The 24,220-nt window shown below is 37.5% G+C and carries 17 protein-coding genes; 3 read left to right on the plus strand and 14 right to left on the minus strand.

Annotated features, from left to right (window positions below; genetic code table 11):
• The 3 genes from K1I41_RS02930 to K1I41_RS02940 all read right to left on the minus strand — a co-directional run bounded on the left by K1I41_RS02930 (nucleotide 1) and on the right by K1I41_RS02940 (nucleotide 2,370).
• Nucleotides 1-837, minus strand: a complete 837-nt coding sequence (locus tag K1I41_RS02930; protein ID WP_220641191.1) for a succinate dehydrogenase cytochrome b subunit — start codon at nucleotides 835-837, stop codon at nucleotides 1-3.
• Nucleotides 838-952: 115 nt separating this feature from the next.
• Nucleotides 953-1,507 carry a hypothetical protein gene (locus K1I41_RS02935; protein WP_220641192.1) on the minus strand — a complete coding sequence of 185 codons (555 nt, stop codon included), beginning with the start codon at nucleotides 1,505-1,507 and terminating at the stop codon, nucleotides 953-955.
• Nucleotides 1,508-1,518: 11 nt separating this feature from the next.
• A complete protein-coding gene (locus K1I41_RS02940) occupies nucleotides 1,519-2,370 on the minus strand; it encodes a ChaN family lipoprotein (protein ID WP_220641193.1) in 852 nt (283 codons plus the stop codon).
• 88 nt (nucleotides 2,371-2,458) lie between these two features.
• Between K1I41_RS02940 and K1I41_RS02945 the strand changes: the two genes are divergently transcribed.
• A complete protein-coding gene (locus tag K1I41_RS02945; RefSeq protein WP_220641194.1) occupies nucleotides 2,459-3,751 on the plus strand; it encodes an aminopeptidase P family protein in 1,293 nt (430 codons plus the stop codon).
• A gap of 223 nt (nucleotides 3,752-3,974) precedes the next feature.
• On the opposite strand, the gene K1I41_RS02950 is transcribed toward K1I41_RS02945, so the two are convergent.
• Entirely contained in the window at nucleotides 3,975-5,195 is a 1,221-nt protein-coding gene (locus K1I41_RS02950; RefSeq protein ID WP_220641195.1) for an AbiH family protein, read from the minus strand.
• A 105-nt stretch (nucleotides 5,196-5,300) separates the two neighbouring features.
• Between K1I41_RS02950 and K1I41_RS02955 the strand changes: the two genes are divergently transcribed.
• Nucleotides 5,301-6,080 (plus strand): alpha/beta fold hydrolase, encoded by a 780-nt coding sequence (locus K1I41_RS02955; protein WP_220641196.1) that lies wholly within the window; start codon nucleotides 5,301-5,303, stop codon nucleotides 6,078-6,080.
• A gap of 131 nt (nucleotides 6,081-6,211) precedes the next feature.
• Here the strand turns inward: K1I41_RS02955 and K1I41_RS02960 are convergent, their stop codons facing one another.
• The 5 genes from K1I41_RS02960 to K1I41_RS02980 form a co-directional block, all read right to left on the minus strand.
• A complete protein-coding gene (locus K1I41_RS02960; protein ID WP_220641197.1) occupies nucleotides 6,212-8,977 on the minus strand; it encodes a PD-(D/E)XK nuclease family protein in 2,766 nt (921 codons plus the stop codon).
• Nucleotides 8,978-9,007: 30 nt separating this feature from the next.
• Nucleotides 9,008-9,802, minus strand: coding sequence for a Fic family protein (locus tag K1I41_RS02965; protein WP_220641198.1), 795 nt, complete (start codon nucleotides 9,800-9,802; stop codon nucleotides 9,008-9,010).
• Between the two features lie 412 nt (nucleotides 9,803-10,214).
• Nucleotides 10,215-11,609, minus strand: a complete 1,395-nt coding sequence (locus tag K1I41_RS02970) for an OmpA family protein (RefSeq protein ID WP_220641199.1) — start codon at nucleotides 11,607-11,609, stop codon at nucleotides 10,215-10,217.
• Nucleotides 11,610-11,721: 112 nt separating this feature from the next.
• Complete coding sequence (gene kbl / locus K1I41_RS02975) at nucleotides 11,722-12,915, minus strand: glycine C-acetyltransferase (RefSeq protein ID WP_220641200.1); 1,194 nt, start codon at nucleotides 12,913-12,915, stop codon at nucleotides 11,722-11,724.
• Nucleotides 12,916-13,053: 138 nt separating this feature from the next.
• A complete protein-coding gene (locus tag K1I41_RS02980) occupies nucleotides 13,054-16,194 on the minus strand; it encodes a UvrD-helicase domain-containing protein (protein ID WP_220641201.1) in 3,141 nt (1,046 codons plus the stop codon).
• Between the two features lie 122 nt (nucleotides 16,195-16,316).
• Here K1I41_RS02980 and K1I41_RS02985 point away from each other — a divergent pair, with 122 nt between their 5' ends.
• Nucleotides 16,317-16,925, plus strand: coding sequence for a superoxide dismutase (locus K1I41_RS02985; RefSeq protein ID WP_220641202.1), 609 nt, complete (start codon nucleotides 16,317-16,319; stop codon nucleotides 16,923-16,925).
• A gap of 2,090 nt (nucleotides 16,926-19,015) precedes the next feature.
• On the opposite strand, the gene K1I41_RS02990 is transcribed toward K1I41_RS02985, so the two are convergent.
• The 5 genes from K1I41_RS02990 to K1I41_RS03010 form a co-directional block, all read right to left on the minus strand.
• Nucleotides 19,016-20,914, minus strand: coding sequence for an amidophosphoribosyltransferase (locus K1I41_RS02990; RefSeq protein WP_220641203.1), 1,899 nt, complete (start codon nucleotides 20,912-20,914; stop codon nucleotides 19,016-19,018).
• Between the two features lie 65 nt (nucleotides 20,915-20,979).
• Nucleotides 20,980-21,915, minus strand: a complete 936-nt coding sequence (locus K1I41_RS02995) for a PfkB family carbohydrate kinase (RefSeq protein ID WP_220641204.1) — start codon at nucleotides 21,913-21,915, stop codon at nucleotides 20,980-20,982.
• A 457-nt stretch (nucleotides 21,916-22,372) separates the two neighbouring features.
• Nucleotides 22,373-22,936: a hypothetical protein gene (locus tag K1I41_RS03000; protein ID WP_220641205.1), complete on the minus strand. Its 564-nt coding sequence runs from the start codon at nucleotides 22,934-22,936 to the stop codon at nucleotides 22,373-22,375.
• 15 nt (nucleotides 22,937-22,951) lie between these two features.
• A complete protein-coding gene (locus K1I41_RS03005) occupies nucleotides 22,952-23,503 on the minus strand; it encodes a hypothetical protein (protein ID WP_220641206.1) in 552 nt (183 codons plus the stop codon).
• Nucleotides 23,504-23,518: 15 nt separating this feature from the next.
• Nucleotides 23,519-24,073: a hypothetical protein gene (locus K1I41_RS03010; protein WP_220641207.1), complete on the minus strand. Its 555-nt coding sequence runs from the start codon at nucleotides 24,071-24,073 to the stop codon at nucleotides 23,519-23,521.
• Between the last annotated feature and the right edge of the window lie 147 nt (nucleotides 24,074-24,220).

The raw sequence follows: 24,220 nt of genomic DNA on the forward strand, positions 1-24,220 counted from the left end.
TTAGAGTATGAAATGAATGTATAACGGAATAATAGCAAATAGTAGTGGTACTAGTATTGAAAATGCTTTTCCGAAGTTTGTAATAAATGGTGTGTACTTAGGGCTATTGGCTCCCATAGATTGGAATGCGCTGCCAAAACCATGATACAAGTGGAACCCTAACACTACCATAGCCAATGTATATAGTATAGAGGCTATTAAACCGTAATCGGGGTTTTTAAAGAATGCTACTGTAATTTTATAAAGGTCTTTGTATCCTTCTTTCATTTTTACACCTGCTGTAGCATCGTAAAAATCAGTTCTGTTTTTAATTTCTAAAATACCTTGCTCAAACTGCGATACTGGAAGGTAGCTACCATCGGTAGTAACGTAAAACTCGTTCGATGCGCCTCCGTTTTCTATTGTTATTGTTTGTAGTGGCATATTTTCGTCAAAATGCATTTTAGACCAAAAGTTTACCATGTGCGTAACGATAAACACTAAAATTAAAGTACCTAATACTGCCATGTTTCTGGAAGCCCAAATGGTATTTGCCTGTGGGTTTTCTTTAGCGTATTGTATAGGTCGTGCCTTTTTGTTTTTAACTGCGAGCAAAATACCATCTACAGCATGAAACAGGATTGAAAAGTAGGTAAGGTACGATAGTAGTTTTACCGCAGGATTACTCGTCATGAACAAAGCATACTTATTAAAGTTTAAAGCCGCGTCTTTGCCGCCTGATAACAACTGAAGGTTACCCAATAAGTGTCCTACAAGAAACAGACACAGAAATAAACCTGTTAAAGCCATCCAGTACTTTTTGCCAAGCGAGGACTTTAATAGTGCAGATTTTGCCATAGTATTTAATTAAAATATAAGTTTTGGTAAAAAAATGTATACAAAAATAGGGCTAAAACCAAACAGCTACAACCTTTTCGGGCTAATTTATAATCAGTATAAAGTAGTAGATTTCTTAGATTTTAATGCTCGGGATTTGAGTAAGAAAATCTAGCAAGTTCTTTAGCAAATCAACACGCTTTTGCTGCGTAGCGTACCGAATTGTAAGATTATAATTTCTGCTTTTATTAACACCAATAAATTGAGGGCTAAATTCGGCATCCAAATTAACGTATTCGCAAACAGCTACGAGTTGAGGGTTATTGGAACAATAGCGTATTAAACTCGTATTACTACTTTTAACTTTGAAGTTTCTTGTCCTTCCCCACCCTATTAATTTTGCGAAGAAACTAGGGGTTACAATTTCAAAATTTGGAAAATCGGTGTTTGATTTTGATACATTTATATCAAACAAATGTCTGTCGGCAAAAGAACCTAAATTAACAGCTTTAGGTTTCGTAAACTCCGATGAACGAAATTCATGCCTTATTTTGAAATCCCATTCTTTATGAGAAAAAGTAAGGCTGTACGAATACAACGGCAAATAAGCATGACCATTATACCAGCTACTTTCAGTTACGCTATAGTTACCGTTGTATTGTGTTGCAATTTCTTTAAAAAGTGCTTCCATGCATTACTGCCCTAATACGTCTTTGTCATATCTTCATCTACTACCAAGATGAAATCGGCTTTTAGCAAATGTTCGTCTTCCAGCTTGCCAATATCTTTTTGGGTTACGGCAGCAATGGTAATAATTTTTGCATCGGGCTTTTCGCGGTTTAAATACCAGTTAATGCCTTCGTAGTTATCGCTATGGTAGGTACCATTGTAGTGTATAAAAACGGTGTTGGGTTGTAGGTTTTGGGCAATAAAGTGTGCCATAGTAGCATCTTTTATGGCTTGTGCCTTTGGTAGGTTATCACCTCCGTGCCCGCCCATCATTTCTAGCATTTTTACGTAGCCTGGTAACGTAGCATCGTACGCTATAGGTAATGGTGCTATCCATGCTTTTTCGTTTTCTGGGAGGGTATCCAACACTTCAAAACCACCTCTAAAAACCATTTTGGCATAACGCCTAGGTATGTTGGTGGCTATAAAGGCAACTTGTTTTTCCTTAGCAAAATCTACTAAGGGCTTATAATCGGTTGTATGGTTAGGCCATAAGCGTGCCACAGTATCAAAAGCCTTTTGGTTTAGCTCCCCCTTTAAATACTGGTTCAGTTGTGTTTGGTTGTCTGCCTCTATCATTTCAGCCCCTAGTACTACCTGTTTTTGTTCGGCAATATCCTTAGTAAGCTCTAGCTCCAGCCAGTGCATCAAAGCATTATCATGATACTCGCCAAACAATACAATATCACTTTTAGTAGTGGCTTTAAGCAGCTTTTTATAGGTTACTTTTTTCCCTTTTTTATTATAAAGTTGGTACGGTTGTTTGTCCTGCGCGTGCAGTACACTAACCATTAGAAATGCAAGGAGTAGGTGGTATAATTTCATTAGTAGCGTATCAGGAGTTATTATTGGCGAAAATAATACAACTTCGCAATATTCTCACTAATTTTGAGACACAATTAAAAACAACATCATGAAATACCACCAAATAGACCGCAACCTCTTCATTAAAAACCGTAAAAAATTTATGGCTGCCATGAAGCCCAATAGCGTAGCGGTATTCAACTCTAACGATATTTACCCTATTAGTGCCGATAGTACCATGCCTTTTGAGCAACACCGCGATATTTTTTACCTAAGTGGCGTAGACCAAGAGGAAAGCATATTACTACTATTTCCAGATGCACCGTACGAGCACCAACGCGAAATATTATTTTTAAAAGAAACCAACGAGCATATTGCTGTTTGGGAGGGCGAAAAGTTAACCAAAGAACGCGCACTAGAGGTATCGGGAATTAAAACCGTACACTGGTTACAGGATTTTGAAAAGGTACTTGCTGAATTGATGACGTACAGCGATACAATGTATATAAACACTAACGAGCATTATCGTGCATCGGTAGTAACCGAAACACGCGAAGCCCGCTTTGTAAAATGGTGGAAGGAAAAATACCCTGCACACCAAGTAGCCAAAAGCAACCCAATACTACAACGCATTCGTAGCATAAAAGAAAGTGAGGAGCTGGATTTAATACAAAAGGCGTGCGATATTACCGAAAAAGGATTCCGCCGCGTACTATCGTTTACCAAACCTGGAGTTATGGAGTACGAAATTGAAGCCGAATTTATACACGAGTTCATTCGTAACCGCTCCAAAGGGTTTGCCTATACGCCCATTATAGCATCAGGTAACAACGCTAACGTACTGCACTATATTGAGAACAACCAGCAATGTAACGACGGCGACCTCATTTTGTTTGATGTGGGTGCCGAGTATGCCAATTACTCCAGCGATATGAGCCGTAGCATACCCGTATCGGGCAAATTCACTAAAAGACAAAAAGAGGTGTACAATGCGGTACTCCGCGTTAAAAACGAAGCTACAAAAATGCTTGTACCAGGTACACTCTGGAAACAATACCATGTAGAAGTGGGTAAATTAATGACATCGGAATTACTTGGGCTTGGACTATTGGACAAAGCCGATGTACAAAACGAAAAGCCCGACTGGCCTGCGTATAAAAAATACTTTATGCACGGTACATCGCACCACATGGGGCTGGATACGCACGACTACGGACTGCTACACCAACCTATGGAAGCCAATATGGTATTTACAGTAGAGCCAGGTATATACATCCCTAACGAGGGCTTTGGCATTCGTTTGGAGGACGATGTTGTGATACAAGAAAATGGCGAGCCATTCAACCTTATGCGTAACATCCCTATCGAAGCCGATGAGATTGAAGCGTTGATGAACCCGTAACTGGCTTTTAGTCATTGCGAGGAAGTATGACGAAGCAATCTTAAATAAAAACAATCTATTATTACACCTACAAGGTTTCAAAAACCTTACAGGTTCAGTATAAAGCTGCTATTTCACATTCCTACAAGGTCTTAAGTACCTTGTAGGTATTAATTCAGCACTAAAAAAATGCTTACCCTAATGGGTAAGCATTTTTTATTTGTCATGCCGAGTAACGAAGCATCTATTTAAGCGGCAGCTTGGTTTGCGGTAAAGGCTCACAATACGTTTTGTTTACAATGCGCTCGCGCATCATTTCTTTTTTATTAAAGTGGCGCGATACATTTTGGGCTATATCAGTATAATTATCTCCTTTTTCGTTTTGATGATAATATATCTTTATCGAAATGCAGTTTTTATGCTCAAATACTTTATTAAGCAAAATCCTATCCGACAAACCGCAGGAATGCCCCATGATATAGACTTGGAATTTATCTGATTCCAAAAAATCAATAAGGTTCTTATAATTCGGTGTATTTAAGTAAGCAAAAGACTTAATGTTTTTTAAATACTCGTTGTCATCCTTTTTTTCTATGGTTTTATAATCATCATCCATTTCATCACCAAAGCCAAAATTAATTGGATTCTCTTTATCATTTAATTTACCATGAACTTGATTATGGCTATATGTAGAGTCATTATAACTTATTATAAAATTTTCAATTATCGAAGTATAATTAAAGTTCAAATATTTAATCTCCCTTATTAAAACTTTTTGAGAATCATCTTTTGACAGCTCTTCAAAGAAATTATTCTTTAATTTCTTAATGTATTCATTCTGTAACTCTCTATAAAAATTATTAACTTCATCAGTTGTTTCATAATTAACCCTATAAAATATTTCTCTAATTTTAGAATTTGCTGATAATTCATATTTACTCTCTACCTCTGTAGTTAAGTACTCTTCTAAAAGATTTTTTACCTGTTCAAACTCCTCGTTCAGCTTTTTTACCTTCTTATTATCTTTCTCTTTAAGGCAGTCTTTTAGAAGTGTATAATATTCATTTTCTATATCAACCCAGTTTTGAATGTAATTTTTTGAGTTTACAGCCTCGAAAAACGAATTATTGAATTGGAATAAAACATTATGTTCTCTATTATGAGTATTTACCCTAATAATATTATTTACGCCTACAGACTTATTCCCCCACTCAATAACCTTGTATAAGTTATTAATTTTACTATGTTGGATATAGTCATCTAATTTATTTTTAAAATCTTTATAGCTTTTGACTTCTGTATATTTTAAAGATAAATCGTATGATTCATTTATAAAAACGAGGTCTTTATATGAATTAGGGGTTTTCGCTATTTTACCCCATAAATTATTCATAAAATCATTATATCCTGTTGGTAACCCGTGTGCTAAATCGAAACCATTGCCAATAATAACCAGTCTATTCATTTTTTAGTTGTTTACTACCTCAAATATAAATTATTTAATACAACCGCATTGCACGCATTACCAAGAAGTAATACTTTTGCCCAACACAATATTTAAAGCCAAAACGTGCAACTCGCTTATAAAAATAGTACTATTCATTATACCGATAAAGGCAAAGGCGCAGCCGTAGTATTACTACATGGTTTTTTAGAAAACCTAAGCATGTGGAATGCCTTTGTACCCGAAATAAGCAAGCGAAACCGTGTAATTGCTATAGACCACTTAGGGCATGGGCAAACAGGTTGCATTGGGTACATCCACACGATGGAGGATATGGCAGATGCCGTACACGCGGTACTGCACGAGTTGCGCATCCGAAAAGTAATACTGGTAGGGCACTCTATGGGTGGGTACGTAGCCCTAACATTTGCCGAATTGTACCCCGATATAATAAAGGGAATTGTATTGCAAAACTCTACCGCACGCCCCGATAGTGCGGCGCGTAAACTACACCGTGACCGTGCTATAAAAGCGGTTAAAAAAGACCATACGAGTTTTGTACGCCTTGCTATTGGTAACCTATTTAGCGAGCAAAACCGTAAGCGACTAAGTAATGAAATTGAAGCCTTACGTACCAAAGCACTAAAAACACCAGTACAGGGGATTGTAGCAGCATTGGAGGGCATGAAAATACGTAAAGACCAAGAGGTAATACTACATTTTGCTCCTTACCCAATTATGTTGGTACTAGGCGAACAAGACCAAACGTTGCCTTATAGTGAGCATGCCGACCAAATACACGATACCAACGTAGAGTTAGTTACTTACCCCGAAGGACACATGAGCCATATAGAAAATTACGACGACCTGCTAAAACGCTTACTCAGATTTATAAAAAAGTGCTAGGCTATTGCAAGCGAAGCGTAGCAATCTGTTCGAGTTTACAATTAGATTGTTTCGTTGTACCTCCCTGCAAGGTTTTGTAACCTTGTAGGTTTACATGTTTAAAATAGTTTTATTTATATTAAAAGCTAAGACTAAGTAGTAATAACCTCCTCAAAAGGTACTTCGGCGTTAAGTATTTGGTTAATTAATACTATAAGTTGTGTTTTATAGGCTTCGAGTAAATTATCATCTACCTCATCCATTGTGGTACTCCCTTCTTTAAAGCTAAAAGGCATAAAACCACTTTTCATATTTTTAAACGATATAATACCTGCTTCTATAGCCATACCGCTGGCATGGGGTTGGTACATAAACACGTAAGTGAGTAGCTGTATGATTTTCTCGTTTTTAACTTCGGTAGTTAGCCCCTCCCATGTTTTTAGTACTAGGTTATATTTATCTACTTTGCCCGTTTTGTAGTCAATAATTCTAATTTTGTTATTGCGTTGCTCAATACGGTCAATATTTCCCGCTATTTTTACGGCATAAGGCAATCTGTCGTCCTCTAACCAACGTTCATAGGTTTCTTCTAATGCTATTACTTTTACAGTATCATCAGCTTGTAAGGCTTGTTTTTCTTGCTTTAGCAGATTGTGCACATTACGCTTTGCTACCTCAAAAGCCAAAAGATTACGCCCTTTTTTAATCTCGCCCTCTTTGTACTCGGCTACAAACTGCTGCATTACAACCTCATTAGTAATAGTAGTCATTGCAGCTATATGTTCTAAAGTCAAAAACACACCAATGTAAGGCTTGTAAAGCTCCTCCAACGCACCATGGATAATAGTACCTAGTGTATTGAGTGCAATACTTTCCTCCACCTCGTCTGCCTCGTAAATACGAAGTACACGCTGGTAGTAAAACTGCATGGGGTTACGAATGTAGCCTGTTAGTGCCGATGGCGAAAAGCCTTTGCCTGTAGCAATTTCTTTAAGCCGTTGCTGCACCGCACCCGATTTGGGTACTACCATAGGCTCGTATGCTTTTTTAGGCAGGTTGGCATTATAAATAACACTTGTTAGGTTGTGGTTGGGTTTCTTTTCGATTTCCAGTTGGGTTAAAAAGCGGCTACGTTCGCCTGCATCCAAGCCCTCGCTTTCGGTATTGTACAGCAGGTAAATGTTTTTAGCCCGCATAAGCAAGTGGTAAAAGTGGTAGCTGTATATGGCATCTTTCTCTTTGTAGGTCGGCAGGTTCAATTCGCGTTTTACATCGTAAGGTATAAAGGAGTTTTGGGTTTTCCCTGCAGGGAATTTCCCCTCGTTCATCGAGGTAATAATTACATTATCAAAATCGAGTACCCTACTCTCTAACACTCCCATTAATTGCAAACCTGATAAGGGTTCGCCCTCAAACGAAACTTCAGCCAAATCGACCACTTGTTTGTATACCGATTGTAGTATGGCTAGGTTGCTCATTTGCGGATGCTGCTCGTAGTAATTAATGAGCTTATTGATAACTTTAAAGATGGAGTATAAAAATGCTTTGGCTATTTTATCCTGCTCGTTATCATTCCCTAAAAATGACTTTAAGAGTACTAAAGTATCAGAAAGTCGTTGGAGTACATTCCCCGTATTAACATCCCAACGGTTAAAGAGCAATTCGAAAAGTTTGGAATGTCCGCCTTGTATCTCAAACAATTTATTGAGCGAGAAAAATGTAATGTTGTTTTTGTTAATGGTATCTACCAGTTTGGATGCACCTAAGTAGGGCGCTACTAGTGGATGATTCAGCACATCCAGCACCTCGCGGTAGTATAACGTATAACTAGTTTGGCTGCGGTTTAGGGCATTGGTATGCATTTTAAACAGTTTTTGCACCAATATTTGTGCAGGGTTGTTACGGCTGCTGTACCCCATAGTAATATTGAGTGCGCCTACGGTATTGGGCAAACTGTACAGCATAGGCACGAGCATATTCTCTTCGCCCAGTACTAGGGCTGTTTTATCGAGGCTTTGCCCACTTTGCTGTATGCGCTCTACAATTTCGCCTGCTATTTTGGCTTGTCCAACAGTTTTGGGTGTGCCTATTATTTGTATGTTTTTAGGTTCGCTAAAAGCATCGCTTACCCAATTAAAGGCGTGGGTATTAAACTGCTTCCAGTTTCGTTTAAATTTACGAATAAACAAGCCTGCATCGTGGTAGGGGTCGTTTAAAAATGTACGGTCGATATCCCAATACACACTCCCTTGCCCCGATGCCATAAGGTGTTGTATTATTTTTTCTTCGGCAGCATTTAGGGCATTAAAGCCTGCAAAAATGAGCTGCTTTTTTTGGAATGCTTCCGAAAAATGATTGATGTTGGCTACGGCTTCTTTATAAATTAACCCTTGGTGGCCTGTACCCTTTTCTTTTAAATGATTGTATAACGTAGTGTAGTATTTGGGGAGTAGTGCCCAAAACTCCAAATAGTTTTTAATCATATCGGTTTGGCTATCCAAATCGAGCGACCAGTGCTTGATGTCCTCAATATCTTTTAGGTACGAGAATACGTGCTCTGGCGGTAGCAAGTAGCGGTCTATCTCGTTAAAATCTTGTAGTAATGTTTTTGCCCAGTTGGCAAAGGTTTCAAAAGGTTGTTGCTTTTCTTTGGGTGTTAGCTCGGTGTATATGGTGTAAAACTCAAATAGTAACTCTATGGTGTCAATACTGCGTATCCCTGCTACCTCTTGTATAAAATCTTCTATACTTATAATTTCTGGAGCAAATACTGTAGCATCCAAATGTCTTTTTAATGCCTCTATTAAAAATATTCGTGCCCGTTTGTTGGGCAGTATTATGGTAACATCGTTAAGGTTATTACCGTAGTGTTGTAGTAGTGTTGCACTTAGTTGGTCGAGAAACGTTGGGTTTGCCATGGTATAAAAATAAAAAGTTTTCTTTTTATATTATTCCTTTATTCTTGACAGAAGGTATTTAGTCATACCTATAGCCAAATATTTAATTAGAGACTCGTCATTCTCACTCTGTTCGCATTCAACAATAGTAGAAACATACTCTATTTGTTGCTCCTGTTCTTTAATTTCGGGAAAAATTGGAGGGCAATTATTTTGCATCAAAATAGCTCCTATAATTATCCGACACACTCTTCCATTACCATCTGCAAAAGGGTGTATATCGTTTAAAAATTTATTGTGAAAATATGCTATTTTAGTAAGTAGATGTTTCTCGTAAATTGAATTATCAATATCATCAAATCTATCATTAAACATATCAATATTAGTGCCCATAATAATTTCCAAATTATAATGAGGAGCATATTCTTTATTATCAAAAAAAGGTTCACGAGAACCCACAGTTGGTACATTTCGATAATTACCTACTAGTTCAGGTCTAAAATCAGTTTCCCAAGCAAGTGGAGATTCCATTAAATTAGCATGAATATTTTTTATAGTTAGCTCTGTAAGCTGGAAATTTTGTAAGTTTTCAAGAAGATTTTGCAGTACTTTTTGATGCTCTGAGATTCCTAATAGTGAAGTAAAATTAATACCTCTTACGGTTTCATTATTTAAAAAACGTATTGTATCCCCATATTGAAGCTTACAATCTTCAAGCCTAGCAGAATAAAAAGAATAATCATTAACTAAGGAATTTCTAAAATCTTCAGGCCATGTATTTTTAGGATACTTCTGTTGAAATTGAAGAAGAGTTGCATTAAAGTTCAATAAGTAGTCAGGCAACATAATACCTTATCTATTATACTTATTAAACATAAAAAGAGACCACTTTTTTATATCATGTGGATATGCAAACAAAATATTATTCTCTTTTATAAAGGTCTTACCAAAGAAAAATAATTGAAAGTCGCTCTTAAATGCAATAGGTATAGTATCAACTGCAATAAGATCTATTGTAGTTGATAATTTCTTTAGAGTTAATATATCATCTCTAGTAACTAGCATATTACAAAGTTATAAATTAGTTTTATGAATAACAACTTTATTTGTATATGCTACATTATTACATACCTTTTATTTATTATATTCTTATTTCCTCACTTTTATTTCTTATCATTTACCTTACGCAATCATGAACATAACAAAAAACGCCTCCACAATGTGGAGGCATTTCTTTATTTATTTGAGTGGGTTTAACTTATTTGATAAGTTTAACTTCTACTCTTCTGTTTTGTGCTTTACCTGCTTTGGTTTTGTTAGAAGCAATTGGCATTGTTTCTCCAAATCCTGTAGACATTAAACGGTCTCTTCTAATTCCGTTCTCTACAAGGAAGTTAACTACTGCAGCAGCTCTGTTTTCAGATAATGTTTGGTTAAGCTCGTTGCTACCATCGCTATCAGTATGTCCTTCAATACTAAATCTAGCTTGTGGGTACTCTTCAAATATTTTTTGCATATTTTTAAGTACTGGAAGTGTTTCGTCTTTGAAAGATGATTTACCACTATTAAACAAGATTGTTCTTGCATAGTCGTTAAGTTTCTTCATCACATCTTCTGATACTTCTGGGCAACCACGGTTTGCTTTAGTACCTGCAACGTCTGGGCAAAGGTCATCTTTGTCAAATACACCATCGTTATCGCTATCTGGCCATGGGCAACCATTGTTTGCACTTGGTCCTGAAACTTCTGGGCATTCGTCATTCTTATCCATTATACCGTCGCCATCTGTATCAGGGCAACCTCCCATACTTGCAATACCTGCAACTTCTGGACAGTCATCATTTTTGTCGATTATACCATCACCATCTGTATCAGGGCATCCTTGGAATTCAAGTGGACCTGCTACGTTAGGACAGTTATCATCTTTATCTGCTATACCATCAAGGTCAGCATCAGGACATCCTTGTAATGACTCTAAACCTGCCACTTCTGGACACGCATCGTCTTTGTCGTAAATACCATCTTTGTCAGTATCTTTTCCTCCAAATTTAAAGGTAATCCCTGCAAAGTGTTGTATGTGTCTTGGTACACTTGCTTCTGCTCTGTCTTCAAACGTGTGCTTGTATGTTGAGCGGAATGATAGACCCATGTTTTTAGCCAACCAAAATGTTACACCTAAACCTCCGTTTAGTGTACCATTTCCTTTATCGTCTATCCATGTGTAACCACCACCACCGTGTACGCTTGGCTCGAACCAATTGGTACCGAACAGATCCATAAAGCTGTAACGGATACCAGCATCTATACCATAATAGTTAAGATCGCCTGGGTTACTAACTTCGTAATCGTTTGTACCTGGTACGCGCGTTACTATTTTTTCTATTTGGTTTACAGAACCTGTAAGGTCTACTGTAAAGTTTCCGCCTACGTTTCTAGATATTGTTGCATAAGAAACTGAAGGGATAATATTCCAATTTTCTTTTACTTTAAAATAACCACCAAACTGGTCGCTAAATTCTGAAGCAGCACCAAAACGGTTAGTTACTGCATTGGTACCAAAGGAGATGGCCCAAGGGTTGTCTTCGTCCTGCGCATAGGTATTCAATCCTAATACCAGTAGTGCAGCAACAAATAGTTTGTTGAGATGTTTCATACTTTTTTCTTTTAGTTACAAATAGGTTATATCAAAGGCAAATTTACTTTGATAATATAGAACAGCAAAACGATTTATTAAAAATTATCTTACGTAAGGGGCTAAATCGTAGTTAAATTATCGTTAATGCTTTGCCAACTTCTGTGAATGAGGCTATTGCCTTATCCAAGTGTTCCTGCGTGTGGGCTGCCGAAAGTTGTACCCTAATACGTGCTTTATCTTTGGGTACAACAGGGTAAAAGAACCCTATTACATAAATACCCTTTTCGAGTAGTTGGTCTGCCATTTTTTGCGATAATTTGGCATCGTATAGCATTACAGGTACAATTGCCGAGTCGCCATCGATGATATCAAAACCAGCTTCTTTCATTCCTTTTTTAAAGTAATTGGTGTTCCATTCCAGCTTGTCGCGAAGTGAAGTATCTTTCTCCAATAATTCAAATACCTTTATAGAGGCACCTACTATAGCAGGAGCTAGCGAGTTAGAGAATAGGTAGGGGCGCGAGCGTTGGCGCAGTATTTCGATAACTTCTTTTTTAGCCGTAGTATAACCACCCATAGCACCACCAAGTGCTTTACCTAGTGTACCTGTTATAATATCTACACGCCCCATTACTCTTTTAAGTTCGGGGGTACCTATACCTGTTTCGCCAATAAAACCTGTAGCATGGCACTCATCTACCATTACTAAGGCATCGTATTTATCGGCAAGATCGCATATTTTATCAAGCGGAGCTACCAGCCCATCCATAGAAAAAACACCATCGGTAACTATTATTTTAAAACGGCGGTTTTCTTCGTTCGCTTTTATAAGTTGTTGCTCCAACTCCTCCATATTACTATTTTGGTAGCGGTAACGGGCTGCTTTACACAAACGAACACCATCTATAATAGAGGCATGGTTTAAGCTATCGGATATTATGGCGTCCTCGGCAGTTAACAGGGGTTCGAACACACCACCATTGGCATCAAAAGCAGCAGCATAAAGTATCGTGTCTTCAGTACCGTAAAAATCGGCAATTTTTTGTTCGAGTTGTTTATGAATGTCTTGCGTACCGCAGATGAAGCGTACGGACGACATTCCGAAACCATGCGTATCCAACGTATCTTTTGCAGCTTGCACTACCTCTGGGTGCGACGATAAACCTAAATAATTGTTGGCACAGAAGTTAAGCACCTTGCTACCATCGGTTAGGGTTATTTCGGCACCTTGCGGTGATGCTATAATACGCTCTTTTTTATAAAGTCCGTTATCTTTTATCGTTTCCAGCTCTTCGGCTAAATACTCTTTAATTTTTCCGTACATGGTTTTTATGGTTTGATGTTTGTTTCTCAGTTTTTAGTCGCAGTTTTCAGTTCCGTCATTGCGAGCGGAGCGCGGCAATCTGTTATAGATAAAGATTGCTTCGTCGTACCTCCTCGCAATGACAGTTAACACTAACTCCTACACCGACAAATTTACTACATTTATTTTCGCTCCAATATATACTAACGTTTTTTTAGCTACTTGCAAGCCCATTTGTTGTAATGCCTCTTGGTACTGCTGCAACTGCTTTTCGTGTTTGGGCAGGTGTGTACCTGTTTTATAGTCTAAAAGGTAGGCTTTGTTGTTGTTTACCACTACCCTGTCGGGTTTTATGGTAGGCATACCCAACCCAATTATACTTTGCTCGTTAAATACGGTAGCATCTGGCGCAAAAAACGCTTGCAATTCGGGGTGATTGATAACACTATGTAGTGTTGTGGTTACTGCTGCTTTTTGGCTTTCGGTTATTAATCCCGATTCTATGGCTTTTATAACTGCAATAGGTACATCATCGGGTATTTTTACAAAAGCTAAAATTTCGTGCATTACGTTACCAAAGGCTATTGCCTCCAATTGGGTGCTACCCCACATAATGGCTTCGCGCTGTGCAATTTTTACGGCACTGGGGCTAAGGCGTTGTTGTACTACTTGTATGGTGGGTTGCTGTGCTGTTTCGGCATCGGGTTCGGACAGGCGTTGGGGTACCCCAAACTCATATTCGTTTTTATCGGCATCGTACATGCCTTTTTCTTGCAGGTATTTGATGAAGTAGGACGACATATTATCGGTAAGCTCGCCGTTGGTTTTTACGTTGCGCCCCGATATAATGTACAACTGCTCTTCGGCACGGGTAAGGGCTACGTAAAGGATATTAATATTATCGAGCAAATCCTCCTGCTCTTTGGTGGTATATTGCTCGGCACTGCGCGCGCCATACTCGGCTACAGCCTTACTGCGGTCTATTAATGCTTTTTCGAAACCAAGTGAAGCATCGTCCAACTCCAACCACATTTTACTGCGTGGGGCACGGGCATAGTCTTCTTCGGCAAACGGAAATATCACTACAGGAAACTCCAATCCTTTTGCTTTATGTATCGTCATGATACGGACGGCATTATTGCCTTCGGGCGATGGTATGCTAAATTTGGATGCGTTGGCATCCCAGTAGGTTAAAAAATCGGATATGCCGGCTTGAGTGCGTATATCGCGTTCCAACACCAAATCTAAAAAGTACTGTACGTAGCTTTGGTTGGCACTTTGGTTTATAAAGGCAGCTACTATAGTTTCTACCGCTTCGTATAACGATTTTTTGCGACAGCCTTTAAACGATATGTATATGTTGTAATTGCTCAACCACTCCTCCAAAGCCGTTTCGGTAGGTTGTGCCATACCATCGGCTATAAATTGGTGTTTGCCGTTGCCCATGTTGTGGGTATTGGCTACAAAATATAAAAAATGTGCCTTTGCCTCATTGTCCTCATTACTTTTTAGGTAGCGCAATAGGTTGAGTATAAGTTTTACCTCAGTGGCATTTTCTATGAGTAAGGTTTCGGACGATAGTATGGGCACGCCCTGCTCGGTAAGGTAATTGGCGAGCAACACCCCAGGTTGGCGTTTCCGCGTAAGCAAAACCATATCTTTATAGGTAAAACCTAGTGCTTTTACCTTGCGTATGGTGGCAAGGGTAGCTTGTAGGTACAATTCGCTACGCTCAGGGGCGTCATCATTATTAGCATCGGTATCTGGAATAAAACTAAGGTGTACATAACCGCCCTGTTTTTTGTTGTGTTTTTGTTGGCTATTGCGATACATAGTGGCGTAATCCTGATTTTGGAATGTGTTTGCCAACGATGCAAAAAAGGCATTATTAAAATCGATAACGGTGCTGTAGCTCCTGTAATTGGTTTCGAGGTTAACCACCTCGGTATCGGGATTCGAAAATGGGTTTTCGCCTTTGGTAAGTGCAATAAATTGCTCGGCTTTACCGCCCCGCCAACGGTATATGGATTGTTTGGGGTCGCCCACCAACATAAGTGAACCTTTTACGCCCATAACTTCGGACGATAGTGCATTATCAATAAGTGGTATAAGGTTGTGCCATTGCATTTGGCTGGTATCCTGAAACTCGTCTATAAAAAAATGGCGGTAGCGTTCGCCCAACCGTTCGTATATAAAAGGTGCAGGTTGGTTTTGTATTTCGTTATGAATTATGGCGTTAAACTCGGATATGGAGAGTACGTTTTGCTCGGTTTGTATGCGCTCCAGCTCCTGCCCTATGGAGTTGAGTAACGATAGTGGTGTTATGTTTTTAAGGAAGGCTTCGTAAAAGTTTTTCTTCTCGTAGTTTTTATACACCCTTTCTAGCATTTTTACTATTTGGGGTGCAAGCCCTTGTATGGCATCGGCATCGGGTACGCCTTTTTTAGCTTTTATATCGGTAGGGTCACAAAATTTTTTGTGCGTGGGTAGTAGTGTACCCTCTTTTATGCGGTTAATGTGTACGGGTACATCCTGCCGCGGGAACGAGGCAGGATCTATCCCCTCCTCCGCTAGCATTTTGGTAAGGGCATTGCCAATGGCTTTACACTCCTCGTCCAACTCGGCTACAGCCGTTTGCAAACGCTCTTTTACGGTTATAAATTCCTGTATGGTTTTATCTTTAAACTGTAGTAGTTCGTTGCGGTTATTTTCGTTAATAAGGAGCTTACCTGTTTCTAACAACTCGTGTGTAACATCCCAACTTTTATCATTATCCGTTTTATCTAACGAGAAATCGACAAGCAAATTGGTCAATTCCTCGTTTTCGCCTGCTTTGGCAATAATGGCATCTACGGCTTCTTTAAGTAAATTATCGGTTTCGAGCGATACATCAAATGATACCGATAAGTTTAAATCGTGTGCAAAAGCACGTATCACTTTATGTGTAAACCTATCGATAGTCGAAATATCAAACGCAGCATAATTGTGTATAATGTTTTTTATGATGGCTTTAGATTTATCTTTAATGGTAGCCAACGATAATCCTGTTTCCTTAGCCAGCACTTTCATCAACTCGTCGCCACGCTCGGTAGTAGCATCCTGAGCAAAATCCGAAAGGTTCACAATAATACGCCCCTTCATTTCGGCAACTGCCTTATTGGTAAAGGTTATTGCGAGTATATTGCGATACGCATCATCTGTAGGGGCTTGTAAAAGTATCTTTAAATATTCTTTTACAAGCATATACGTTTTTCCAGAGCCTGCCGATGCGTTGTATATAGAAAATGCTGCTTTAGCCACGTTTATTTTGGTATTTTTAATATTTAGTACGGTAAATTATAACAAAATCTTATTTCTTTTTAGAGCATAAATCTCTAAATTTGGATTAAATTTAATATTAATCTTTAAAATACATACATATCATGGCTTTTGAATTACCAAAACTTCCTTATGCGTATGATGCGCTTGAGCCTCATATTGATGCTCGTACTATGGAGATACACCATACTAAGCACCATAACGGTTATACTACAAAACTAAACGATGCTGTAGAGGGAACTGATCTTGAAGGGAAAACAATAGAGAATATACTTATAAATTTAGATACTGATAATGCTGCAGTACGTAACAATGGCGGTGGTTTTTACAACCATAACTTGTTTTGGCAAGTAATGTCGCCTAACGGTGGTGGTGAGCCTAGTGGCGAACTTGAAGCTGCTATTGATAAGGCATTTGGCTCGTTTGACGAGTTTAAAGCAAAATTTGCTAAAGCAGCAGCTACACAATTTGGCTCGGGCTGGGCATGGCTATGCGTGCATAAAGGCGGTGCGGTAGAGGTATGTGCTACACCCAACCAAGATAACCCACTAATGCCAGAAGTTGGCTGCGGAGGTACACCTATTTTAGGGCTTGATGTTTGGGAACATGCTTACTACCTAAACTACCAAAACAAACGCCCTGATTACATTGAGGCATTTTTTAATGTTATTGACTGGGAAGAAGTAACCCGACGTTATGCTTTAGAGAAATAAGCAGTACAAAAGCTACATACATAAAAAAGCGGATGCCCTCACAGGTATCCGCTTTTTTATGGGGGTGTTTAGAGCTAAAAAAATAAAAGCGGAAACAATGTTTCCGCTTCTGCCCCCAAAAAATACCGTAAAAATTAATTTACTAATACTATTCGACTGCAAAAATACACTTTTATAAGCTATATAACAATTAATTAGTTATGATATTGATTATATAAACTAAAATACGCATACATACCATTTTATTTTAACAAAAAACTTAGAGGATATGATAATGCATTTATATTTTTTGTAGGAATACAGCGGTAAATTTTGATGACGGCTTAAACTTGAATAAAAAGCATAAAAAAAAGCGAAACCGTTGTAGTTTCGCTTTTTTTGCCCCCAAAATACCGTAAAAATTAATTTACTATTGCTATTTGATGCCAAATGTAAGGTAGGGGTTGGTTTTTCTGCAACCGTTTTGGCTAAACAGCACAAAAAATCGGTTAAATACATAAAAATTGGTTTTCTGCTAAGTAGTATTCTAAAATGTCGGTTTTATTTATCAATTTTAAAAACGTAAAAAAAAGCGAAACTGTTATAGTTTCGCTTTTTTTGCCCCCAATAATCCGTAAAAATTAATTTACTATTGCTATTATCTGATACAAATATATGCCAGTACTACACCCCCCAACAACTGTATTAGCCCAACAACACGAAAATTCGTTAAACAGTAACATAAGGCGCAGATTAATATCGTATTATGAATTTAAAACGGCACCTGAACCTATAATAAAAAGTAGCGAATAAAAAAAAGCAGAACTTTTTCAGTTCTGCTTTTTTGCCCCAAAATCCGTAAAAAATTAATTTACTATTGCTATTATCTGGTACAAATATATGCTAGTACTGCGCTTGCTAACAACCTGATTAGCCAAACGGTACAGAAAATCGTTAAATGGTAAAAAGCACATCGGAATAGTATACTGTGGTGTTGAAAGTGTAACAAAGCCGATACAAAAGTAAATGCATAAAAAAAAGCGGAACTTTTCCAGTTCCGCTTTTTTGCCCCCAATAATCCGTAAAAATTAATTTACTATTGCTATTATCTGGTACAAATATATGCCAGTACTACACCCCCCAACAACTGCATTGGCTCAACAACACAAAAATTCGTTAAACAGCGCAAAGCGCTTAATAATGAAATATTATAAGGCTAAAAGGAGTAATAAAGTAAAAGCATAAAAAAAAGCAGAACTTTTTCAGTTCTGCTTTTTTGCCCCCAAAATACCGTAAAAATTAATTTACTATTGCTATTTGATGTCAAATGTAGGGCAAAGGGTGGTTTTTCCGCAACTGCTTTAGTTAAACAGCACAGATATTCGTTAAAGTGCACAAAAAATATTAAAAAGATAAATTGCTATAAAATATTTGTAGTGTTAGGAGTAACGGGTTTGTTACAATCATAAAAAAAAGCGGAATCTTTATCAGTTCCGCTTTTTTTGCCCCCAAAATACCGTAAAAATTAATTTACTATTGCTATTTGATGTCAAATGTAGGGCAAAGGGTGGTTTTTCCGCAACTGCTTCGGTTAAACAGCACAAAAACTCGTTTAAATACGCAATTTTAATACTTATTAGGTAATTACAATATACATTTATAAGTATAGTACTACTAATTCAATACACATATCATATTGTGTTTTGTAAAAAAGCATGCTGTAAAGGGTATAAAACAAGAAAGCAGAAACGTTTGTTTCTGCTTTCTATCCCCAAAAATATCGTAAAAATTAATTTTTACTTGCTATTTGATGGCAAATATAGATTATTATTGAATATATAGCAACTAAGTAATTAGTAAAAACAAAAAATTTGCACTATGGTGTTACCCTAGGGTTATTAGTGTATTATATAAATTATAATTAATTGCAAATTACTCAAATACAATATGATACAAAAAAAGAGAGCAGAAACGTTCAGTTTCTGCTCTCTTGCCCCCAAAATACCGTAAAAATTAATTTACTTTGCTATTTGTATTAAATGTATAGCGGTACTGTTAATAGGGCAACATATTTAGACGAAAGGTAGTATATAATCGATAAAGTGCACAATTTAATACGCACGTGCATCATTTCCTTCGTAAAAGTTAATAAAAGCTCTATTTACTACCCTATTGCCTCCTGGTGTAGGGTAATTGCCTGTAAAGTACCAGTCGCCCAAGTTTTTAGGGCACGCTTTATGCAAATTGGCAACATTCTGGAAAATTACTTTTACCTCTGCTTTAATATCATCGGTTACTAGTAACTCTGCTATTTTATCCGAAATCTCGTCGTCGGTAAACGGTGCATAAAACTCTTTTACGTAGTTTACTACATCGGCATCGGGTGTGTTTTCCTGCTCTTTAGATTTTTTGTACACCTCGTGTACTATATGCTCCATACCGCGCTCTTTAAGCAATGCTAAAGCCGCTTGGAAAGCTACAAGCCCTTCTAGCTTTGCCATATCTATACCATAACAATCGGGGTAGCGTATTTGTGGTGCCGACGATACTACTACAATACGTTTGGGGTTTAGCCTGTCCATCATTTTAATGATGCTCTTTTTTAGCGTAGTACCCCGTACTATACTATCGTCTATAATAACTAGGTTATCTTTGGGTTGTATAACGCCATAGGTAACATCGTACACGTGTGCCACCAAATCGTCTCGGCTACTATCCTCTGTTATAAACGTACGGAGCTTAGCATCTTTTATGGCTATTTTTTCGGTACGTATTTTTACCGATAGTAACTCTTTTAGGGTTTCTTCGGTTAGGGTATGCCTGTTTTCGAGTATATGGTTGTTTTTTCGGGTATTTAAAAAGTCTTGCGCCGCCTCTACCAATCCAAAAAACGATGTTTCGGCGGTATTAGGTATATAACTAAACACTGCATTATCGGTATCGTTATTTATAGCCTTTAATACTTGTGGTAGTATTAGTTTGCCCAGCTCTTTACGCTCTTGGTATATTTCGGCATCGCTACCGCGCGAAAAGTAAATACGCTCAAACGAACAGGCTTTTTTGGTTACGGGTGGTATAATTTCTTGTACCGATACGCTTCCATCTTTTTTAATAATAATGGCTTTACCAGGTTCTAGCTCCTTAACTTCATCAAACGGTACGTTAAATGTGGTTTGTATTACAGGGCGCTCGGATGCTACTACAGCAATTTCGTCGTCTTGGTAATAGTAGGCTGGGCGTATGCCCGCTGGGTCGCGGAATACAAAGCTATCGCCATGACCAAATAGTCCTGCCATTGCATAGCCACCATCCCAGTTTTTAGAGGCGCGTTGTAATATGCGTTGTACATTTAACCTTTCGGATATTACTGCTGAGGCTTCTTGTTTGCTGTAGCCTTCTTTTTTAGATTCTTTGTATAAATCGGCAACCTCTTCATCTAAAAAGTGCCCTATTTTTTCCATAACCGTTACCGTATCGGCAAGCTCCTTAGGGTGCTGCCCTAGCTCTACAAGGCTATCAAACAGTTCCTTTACGTTGGTCATGTTAAAATTACCTGCTACAATAAGGTTACGGTGCATCCAGTTGTTTTGGCGTAAAAACGGGTGTACGCTCTCTATACTGTTTTTCCCGAATGTACCGTAGCGCACGTGCCCAAGGTATACCTCGCCTACGTAGGGTACTTGGTTTTTAAGCAACTCTGTATTGTTATTGTACTCTGGGTGGGCTACCAGCTCATCACTTATACGCTCGTTAATTTGCTTAAAAATATCTTGTATGGGTTGCTGTTGGTTGGAGCGCACCCTACTAATGTAGCGTTGCCCAGGTTGCACATCCATTTTAATACTTGCAAAACCAGCACCGTCTTGCCCGCGGTTGTGCTGCTTTTCCATAAGCAAATACATTTTTTGTATGCCGTAAAAAGCAGACCCGTATTTTTGTTTGTAATAATCTAAGGGTTTTAATAACCTTAAAAGCGCAATACCGCATTCGTGTTTAATAGCGTCGCTCATAAAAATATTCCTTGTGTTGTGTTGTTGTATATTAAAAAAAGCCCCACAATGAGGCCTTAGTTTTTTTATTCTTCTTCTTCCAGCGATATATCAAACTGGGTAAGTGATTTAAATTGTTGTAGGCGTTGTAACACCTCGTCGCGCTCTAGGCTTACCAAACGCTCTGTGCCAAATTTTTCTACACAAAACGATGCCATGTTGGAGCCGTGTATAATAGCGTTTTTCATGTTCTCGAACGATATGTTTTCGCTTTGTGTAATGTAGCCTGCAAAACCGCCTGCAAAGGTATCGCCTGCCCCAGTAGGGTCAAACACTTCCTCTAAAGGTAGTGCTGGTGCAAAAAATACTTCTTTTTTGTGGAAGAGTAGTGCACCGTGTTCGCCTTTTTTAATTACTACATACTCGGGTCCCATAGTGTGTATTTTGGCGGCTGCTTTTACTAACGAGTATTCGCCTGTTAGTTGGCGTGCCTCTTCGTCGTTTATGGTAATAACATCTACTCTTTTAATTACCTCTAGTAATTCGGGTAGTGCGCAGTCCATCCAAAAGTTCATGGTATCTAGTACTACTAGCTTCGGAGTTTCTTCCATTTGGTCTAACACACTGCTTTGTACTAATGGGTGTAGGTTACCCAGTAATACTACGTCTGCATTTTTATAATCTTGGGGTACTACAGGTTTAAAATCTGCCAGTACGTTAAGTTGGGTATCTAGTGTATCGCGCGAGTTTAAGTCGTTATGGTAACGCCCGCTCCAGAAAAAGGTTTTACCGCCTTTTACAACTTCTAGTCCCGAAATATCAATATTGCGCTCGGTAAGCAAGTCGATGTATTCCTGTGGGAAATCTTCGCCTACTACCGATACTATTGCCGATTGTAGGTTAAAGAACGATGCGGATAGCCCGATGTACGTGCCTGCACCTCCTAAAATTTTATCTGTTTTTCCAAAAGGTGTTTCTATGGCATCGAATGCTACCGTACCTACAATCAGTAATTTATTCATAATATGGATTAAAATTTGAAGCTGCAAAGATACTTGATAAGTTATAAACTACAAAACGAATGCCATACACAAGCAACGGCTGCAATAATGTTGAATAAAAAAGGCTGCTTGAAATTTCAGGCAGCCCAAATTTAATATTGTTCTGGTTTTTATTTATTGGATAGTTTTTTGTTGGTTTTAAAAATTATTCTTACCACCATATAAAGCAAGTATATAAGCCCTACAATTAACAGTAATACAACAAATTGCCATATAAATAACCCTATACTAAAATCGTTTACTGTTGTTTCTATGGGTTGGATTATTTTTTGTTCTTTAATTCTTCAATTTTTAGTTTAAGATACTTTCTTACTAATACGTATAAATCTGCAACTATTATTATACCAATTATAATAAATATTAAAGGCATAAGTGTTAAAAAAATTTCTTTCATAATATAAAGTGTTTAATTTATACTTTACACCAAGTAAGGAGTAAACTTTAAATGAAGTTGCCATTTGCCATTTATCTCCTCATATATAAATCCGTGTCCTGCACCTCCCCACAAACTGTCTTTACCAAAAAGATCAATTATAATTACTGCATACTTTCCATCTTTTGAGTATAGTGGTCTTGACATCTGTATGTAAACATTGTTTTTTTCGCTATCAGCTGTGGTAGCTATATTTTTGAAATCATTTATAATTGTCAGCTTATTCTTGATTTTTTGATTGTTAAAAAGATGCTTCTTCCACTTTTCTGTACTAGCCGTTTTATAAGCGTATTGCTGAGAAAAATTAACACCTTCTGCAAAAAATCCATTTAAATAATCGTCAGTTGTAGAAGTACTAGGTTCTTCAAGTAATCTGTATGCATCCCATTTTGAAAAATTTGATAAAGCCAATTGTGCTATCTCGTAATCTGACTTTACAAAATCATCATTTGATTTTAATGTTGAGCAGCTAGCCAACATTATCGTTATAAGCAATATTGGCACATTCCTATTCAAATAATCAGATATAACTTCAATGAACTTTGGCACTTAAAGCAATTTAAATTACGTTAGATAAGGCGTATAGGCTATCAGAAGCTCCCATTTACCATTTACTCTATGATACACCAAAGTGTACCCGTACATATCAGACATTTCCATATTAAATAAAACATTTAAATTTATAACAGCATACTCGCCATTGTCGGAAAATAGAGGTGGACTCATAGTTAAATAAGCATCAGCTTTCTGGTGTTCATGTATAGAAACCCGCTCCACTTTATCATAATCTTCAATAATTTCTAGCTTTCGCTTTATTGCTTTATCTTTAAAATGTTTACGTTCCCATTTGGTAACTTGCTTTCCTAAAAAAGTAAATTTATGGTTTCTTAAATCAATGGTAAAATCTGCTGTAAAACCATCATAATAGTCTCGTATAACCATAAATGTAGGTTCTTCAATAAGCCTAAATTTTTCATAGTCTTTAATGTGTTCGAGGGCAAGTTGGGCTATCTCGTAATTTTCCACAACCTTATTCTCTTTTTTAGTACTAGAACAACCTAGTACAACAGTACCGACAAAGAAAAATAGTGTTATATGTTTTATTTTATTTAGCACTTAAAGCAATTTAAATTACGTTAGATAAGGCTCATAGGCTACAAAAAGCTCCCATTTACCATTTACTCTACGATACACCAAAGTATATCCAATCATATTAGAAATTTCCAAATTAGAAAGTACATTCAAATTTATAACGGCATACTCACCATTATCCGAAAATAGTGGAGGACTCATGGTTAAATAAGGGTCTGACTTTTCAGGATGGTGAAAAGAAACCTTTGGTACTTTTTCAAAATCTTCAATAATTTCTAGCTTACGCTTTATTGCTTTATCTTTAAAGTGTTTTCGCTCCCATTTGGTAACCTGCTTACCTAAAAAAGTAAATTTATGGTCTGTTAAATCGATTGTAAAATCTGCTGTAAAACCATCGTAATAGTCTCGTATAACCATAAATGTCGGTTCTTCGATAAGCCTAAATTTTTCATAGTTTTCAATATATTTAAGTGCAAGTTGGGCTATCTCATAATTTTCCGCAACTTTATTCTCTTTTTTAGTACTAGAACAGCCTAGTACAATAATGCTTACAAAGAAAAGTAGTGTTATATGTTTTATTGTGTTTAGTTGCATGAGTTACTATTTGATGATGGAGTTTTTCCGTTAAATTCTTCGTTTAATTGTTCCGCTTTTATCCTATTTTTAATTGATTCGCGATTGGCATTACTGGGGACTAACTCCAAAAATACTGGATTAGTTATATCTTGATCGTTACTATCT

It is taken from the genome of Flavobacterium litorale, assembly GCF_019613795.1.
Classification (GTDB): Bacteria; Bacteroidota; Bacteroidia; order Flavobacteriales; family Flavobacteriaceae; genus Flavobacterium; species Flavobacterium litorale.

Coding starts and splice junctions, on each gene's coding strand:
- K1I41_RS02970 (WP_220641199.1), bottom strand. CDS start 11,609: ATGAAACATCTCAACAAACTATTTGTTGCTGCACTACTGGTATTAGGA.
- K1I41_RS02960 (WP_220641197.1), bottom strand. CDS start 8,977: ATGGCAAACCCAACGTTTCTCGACCAACTAAGTGCAACACTACTACAA.
- kbl (WP_220641200.1), bottom strand. CDS start 12,915: ATGTACGGAAAAATTAAAGAGTATTTAGCCGAAGAGCTGGAAACGATA.
- K1I41_RS02995 (WP_220641204.1), bottom strand. CDS start 21,915: ATGAATAAATTACTGATTGTAGGTACGGTAGCATTCGATGCCATAGAA.
- K1I41_RS02940 (WP_220641193.1), bottom strand. CDS start 2,370: ATGAAATTATACCACCTACTCCTTGCATTTCTAATGGTTAGTGTACTG.
- K1I41_RS02950 (WP_220641195.1), bottom strand. CDS start 5,195: ATGAATAGACTGGTTATTATTGGCAATGGTTTCGATTTAGCACACGGG.
- K1I41_RS02990 (WP_220641203.1), bottom strand. CDS start 20,914: ATGAGCGACGCTATTAAACACGAATGCGGTATTGCGCTTTTAAGGTTA.
- K1I41_RS03010 (WP_220641207.1), bottom strand. CDS start 24,073: ATGCAACTAAACACAATAAAACATATAACACTACTTTTCTTTGTAAGC.
- K1I41_RS02965 (WP_220641198.1), bottom strand. CDS start 9,802: ATGTTGCCTGACTACTTATTGAACTTTAATGCAACTCTTCTTCAATTT.
- K1I41_RS02930 (WP_220641191.1), bottom strand. CDS start 837: ATGGCAAAATCTGCACTATTAAAGTCCTCGCTTGGCAAAAAGTACTGG.
- K1I41_RS02935 (WP_220641192.1), bottom strand. CDS start 1,507: ATGGAAGCACTTTTTAAAGAAATTGCAACACAATACAACGGTAACTAT.
- K1I41_RS02985 (WP_220641202.1), top strand. CDS start 16,317: ATGGCTTTTGAATTACCAAAACTTCCTTATGCGTATGATGCGCTTGAG.
- K1I41_RS02945 (WP_220641194.1), top strand. CDS start 2,459: ATGAAATACCACCAAATAGACCGCAACCTCTTCATTAAAAACCGTAAA.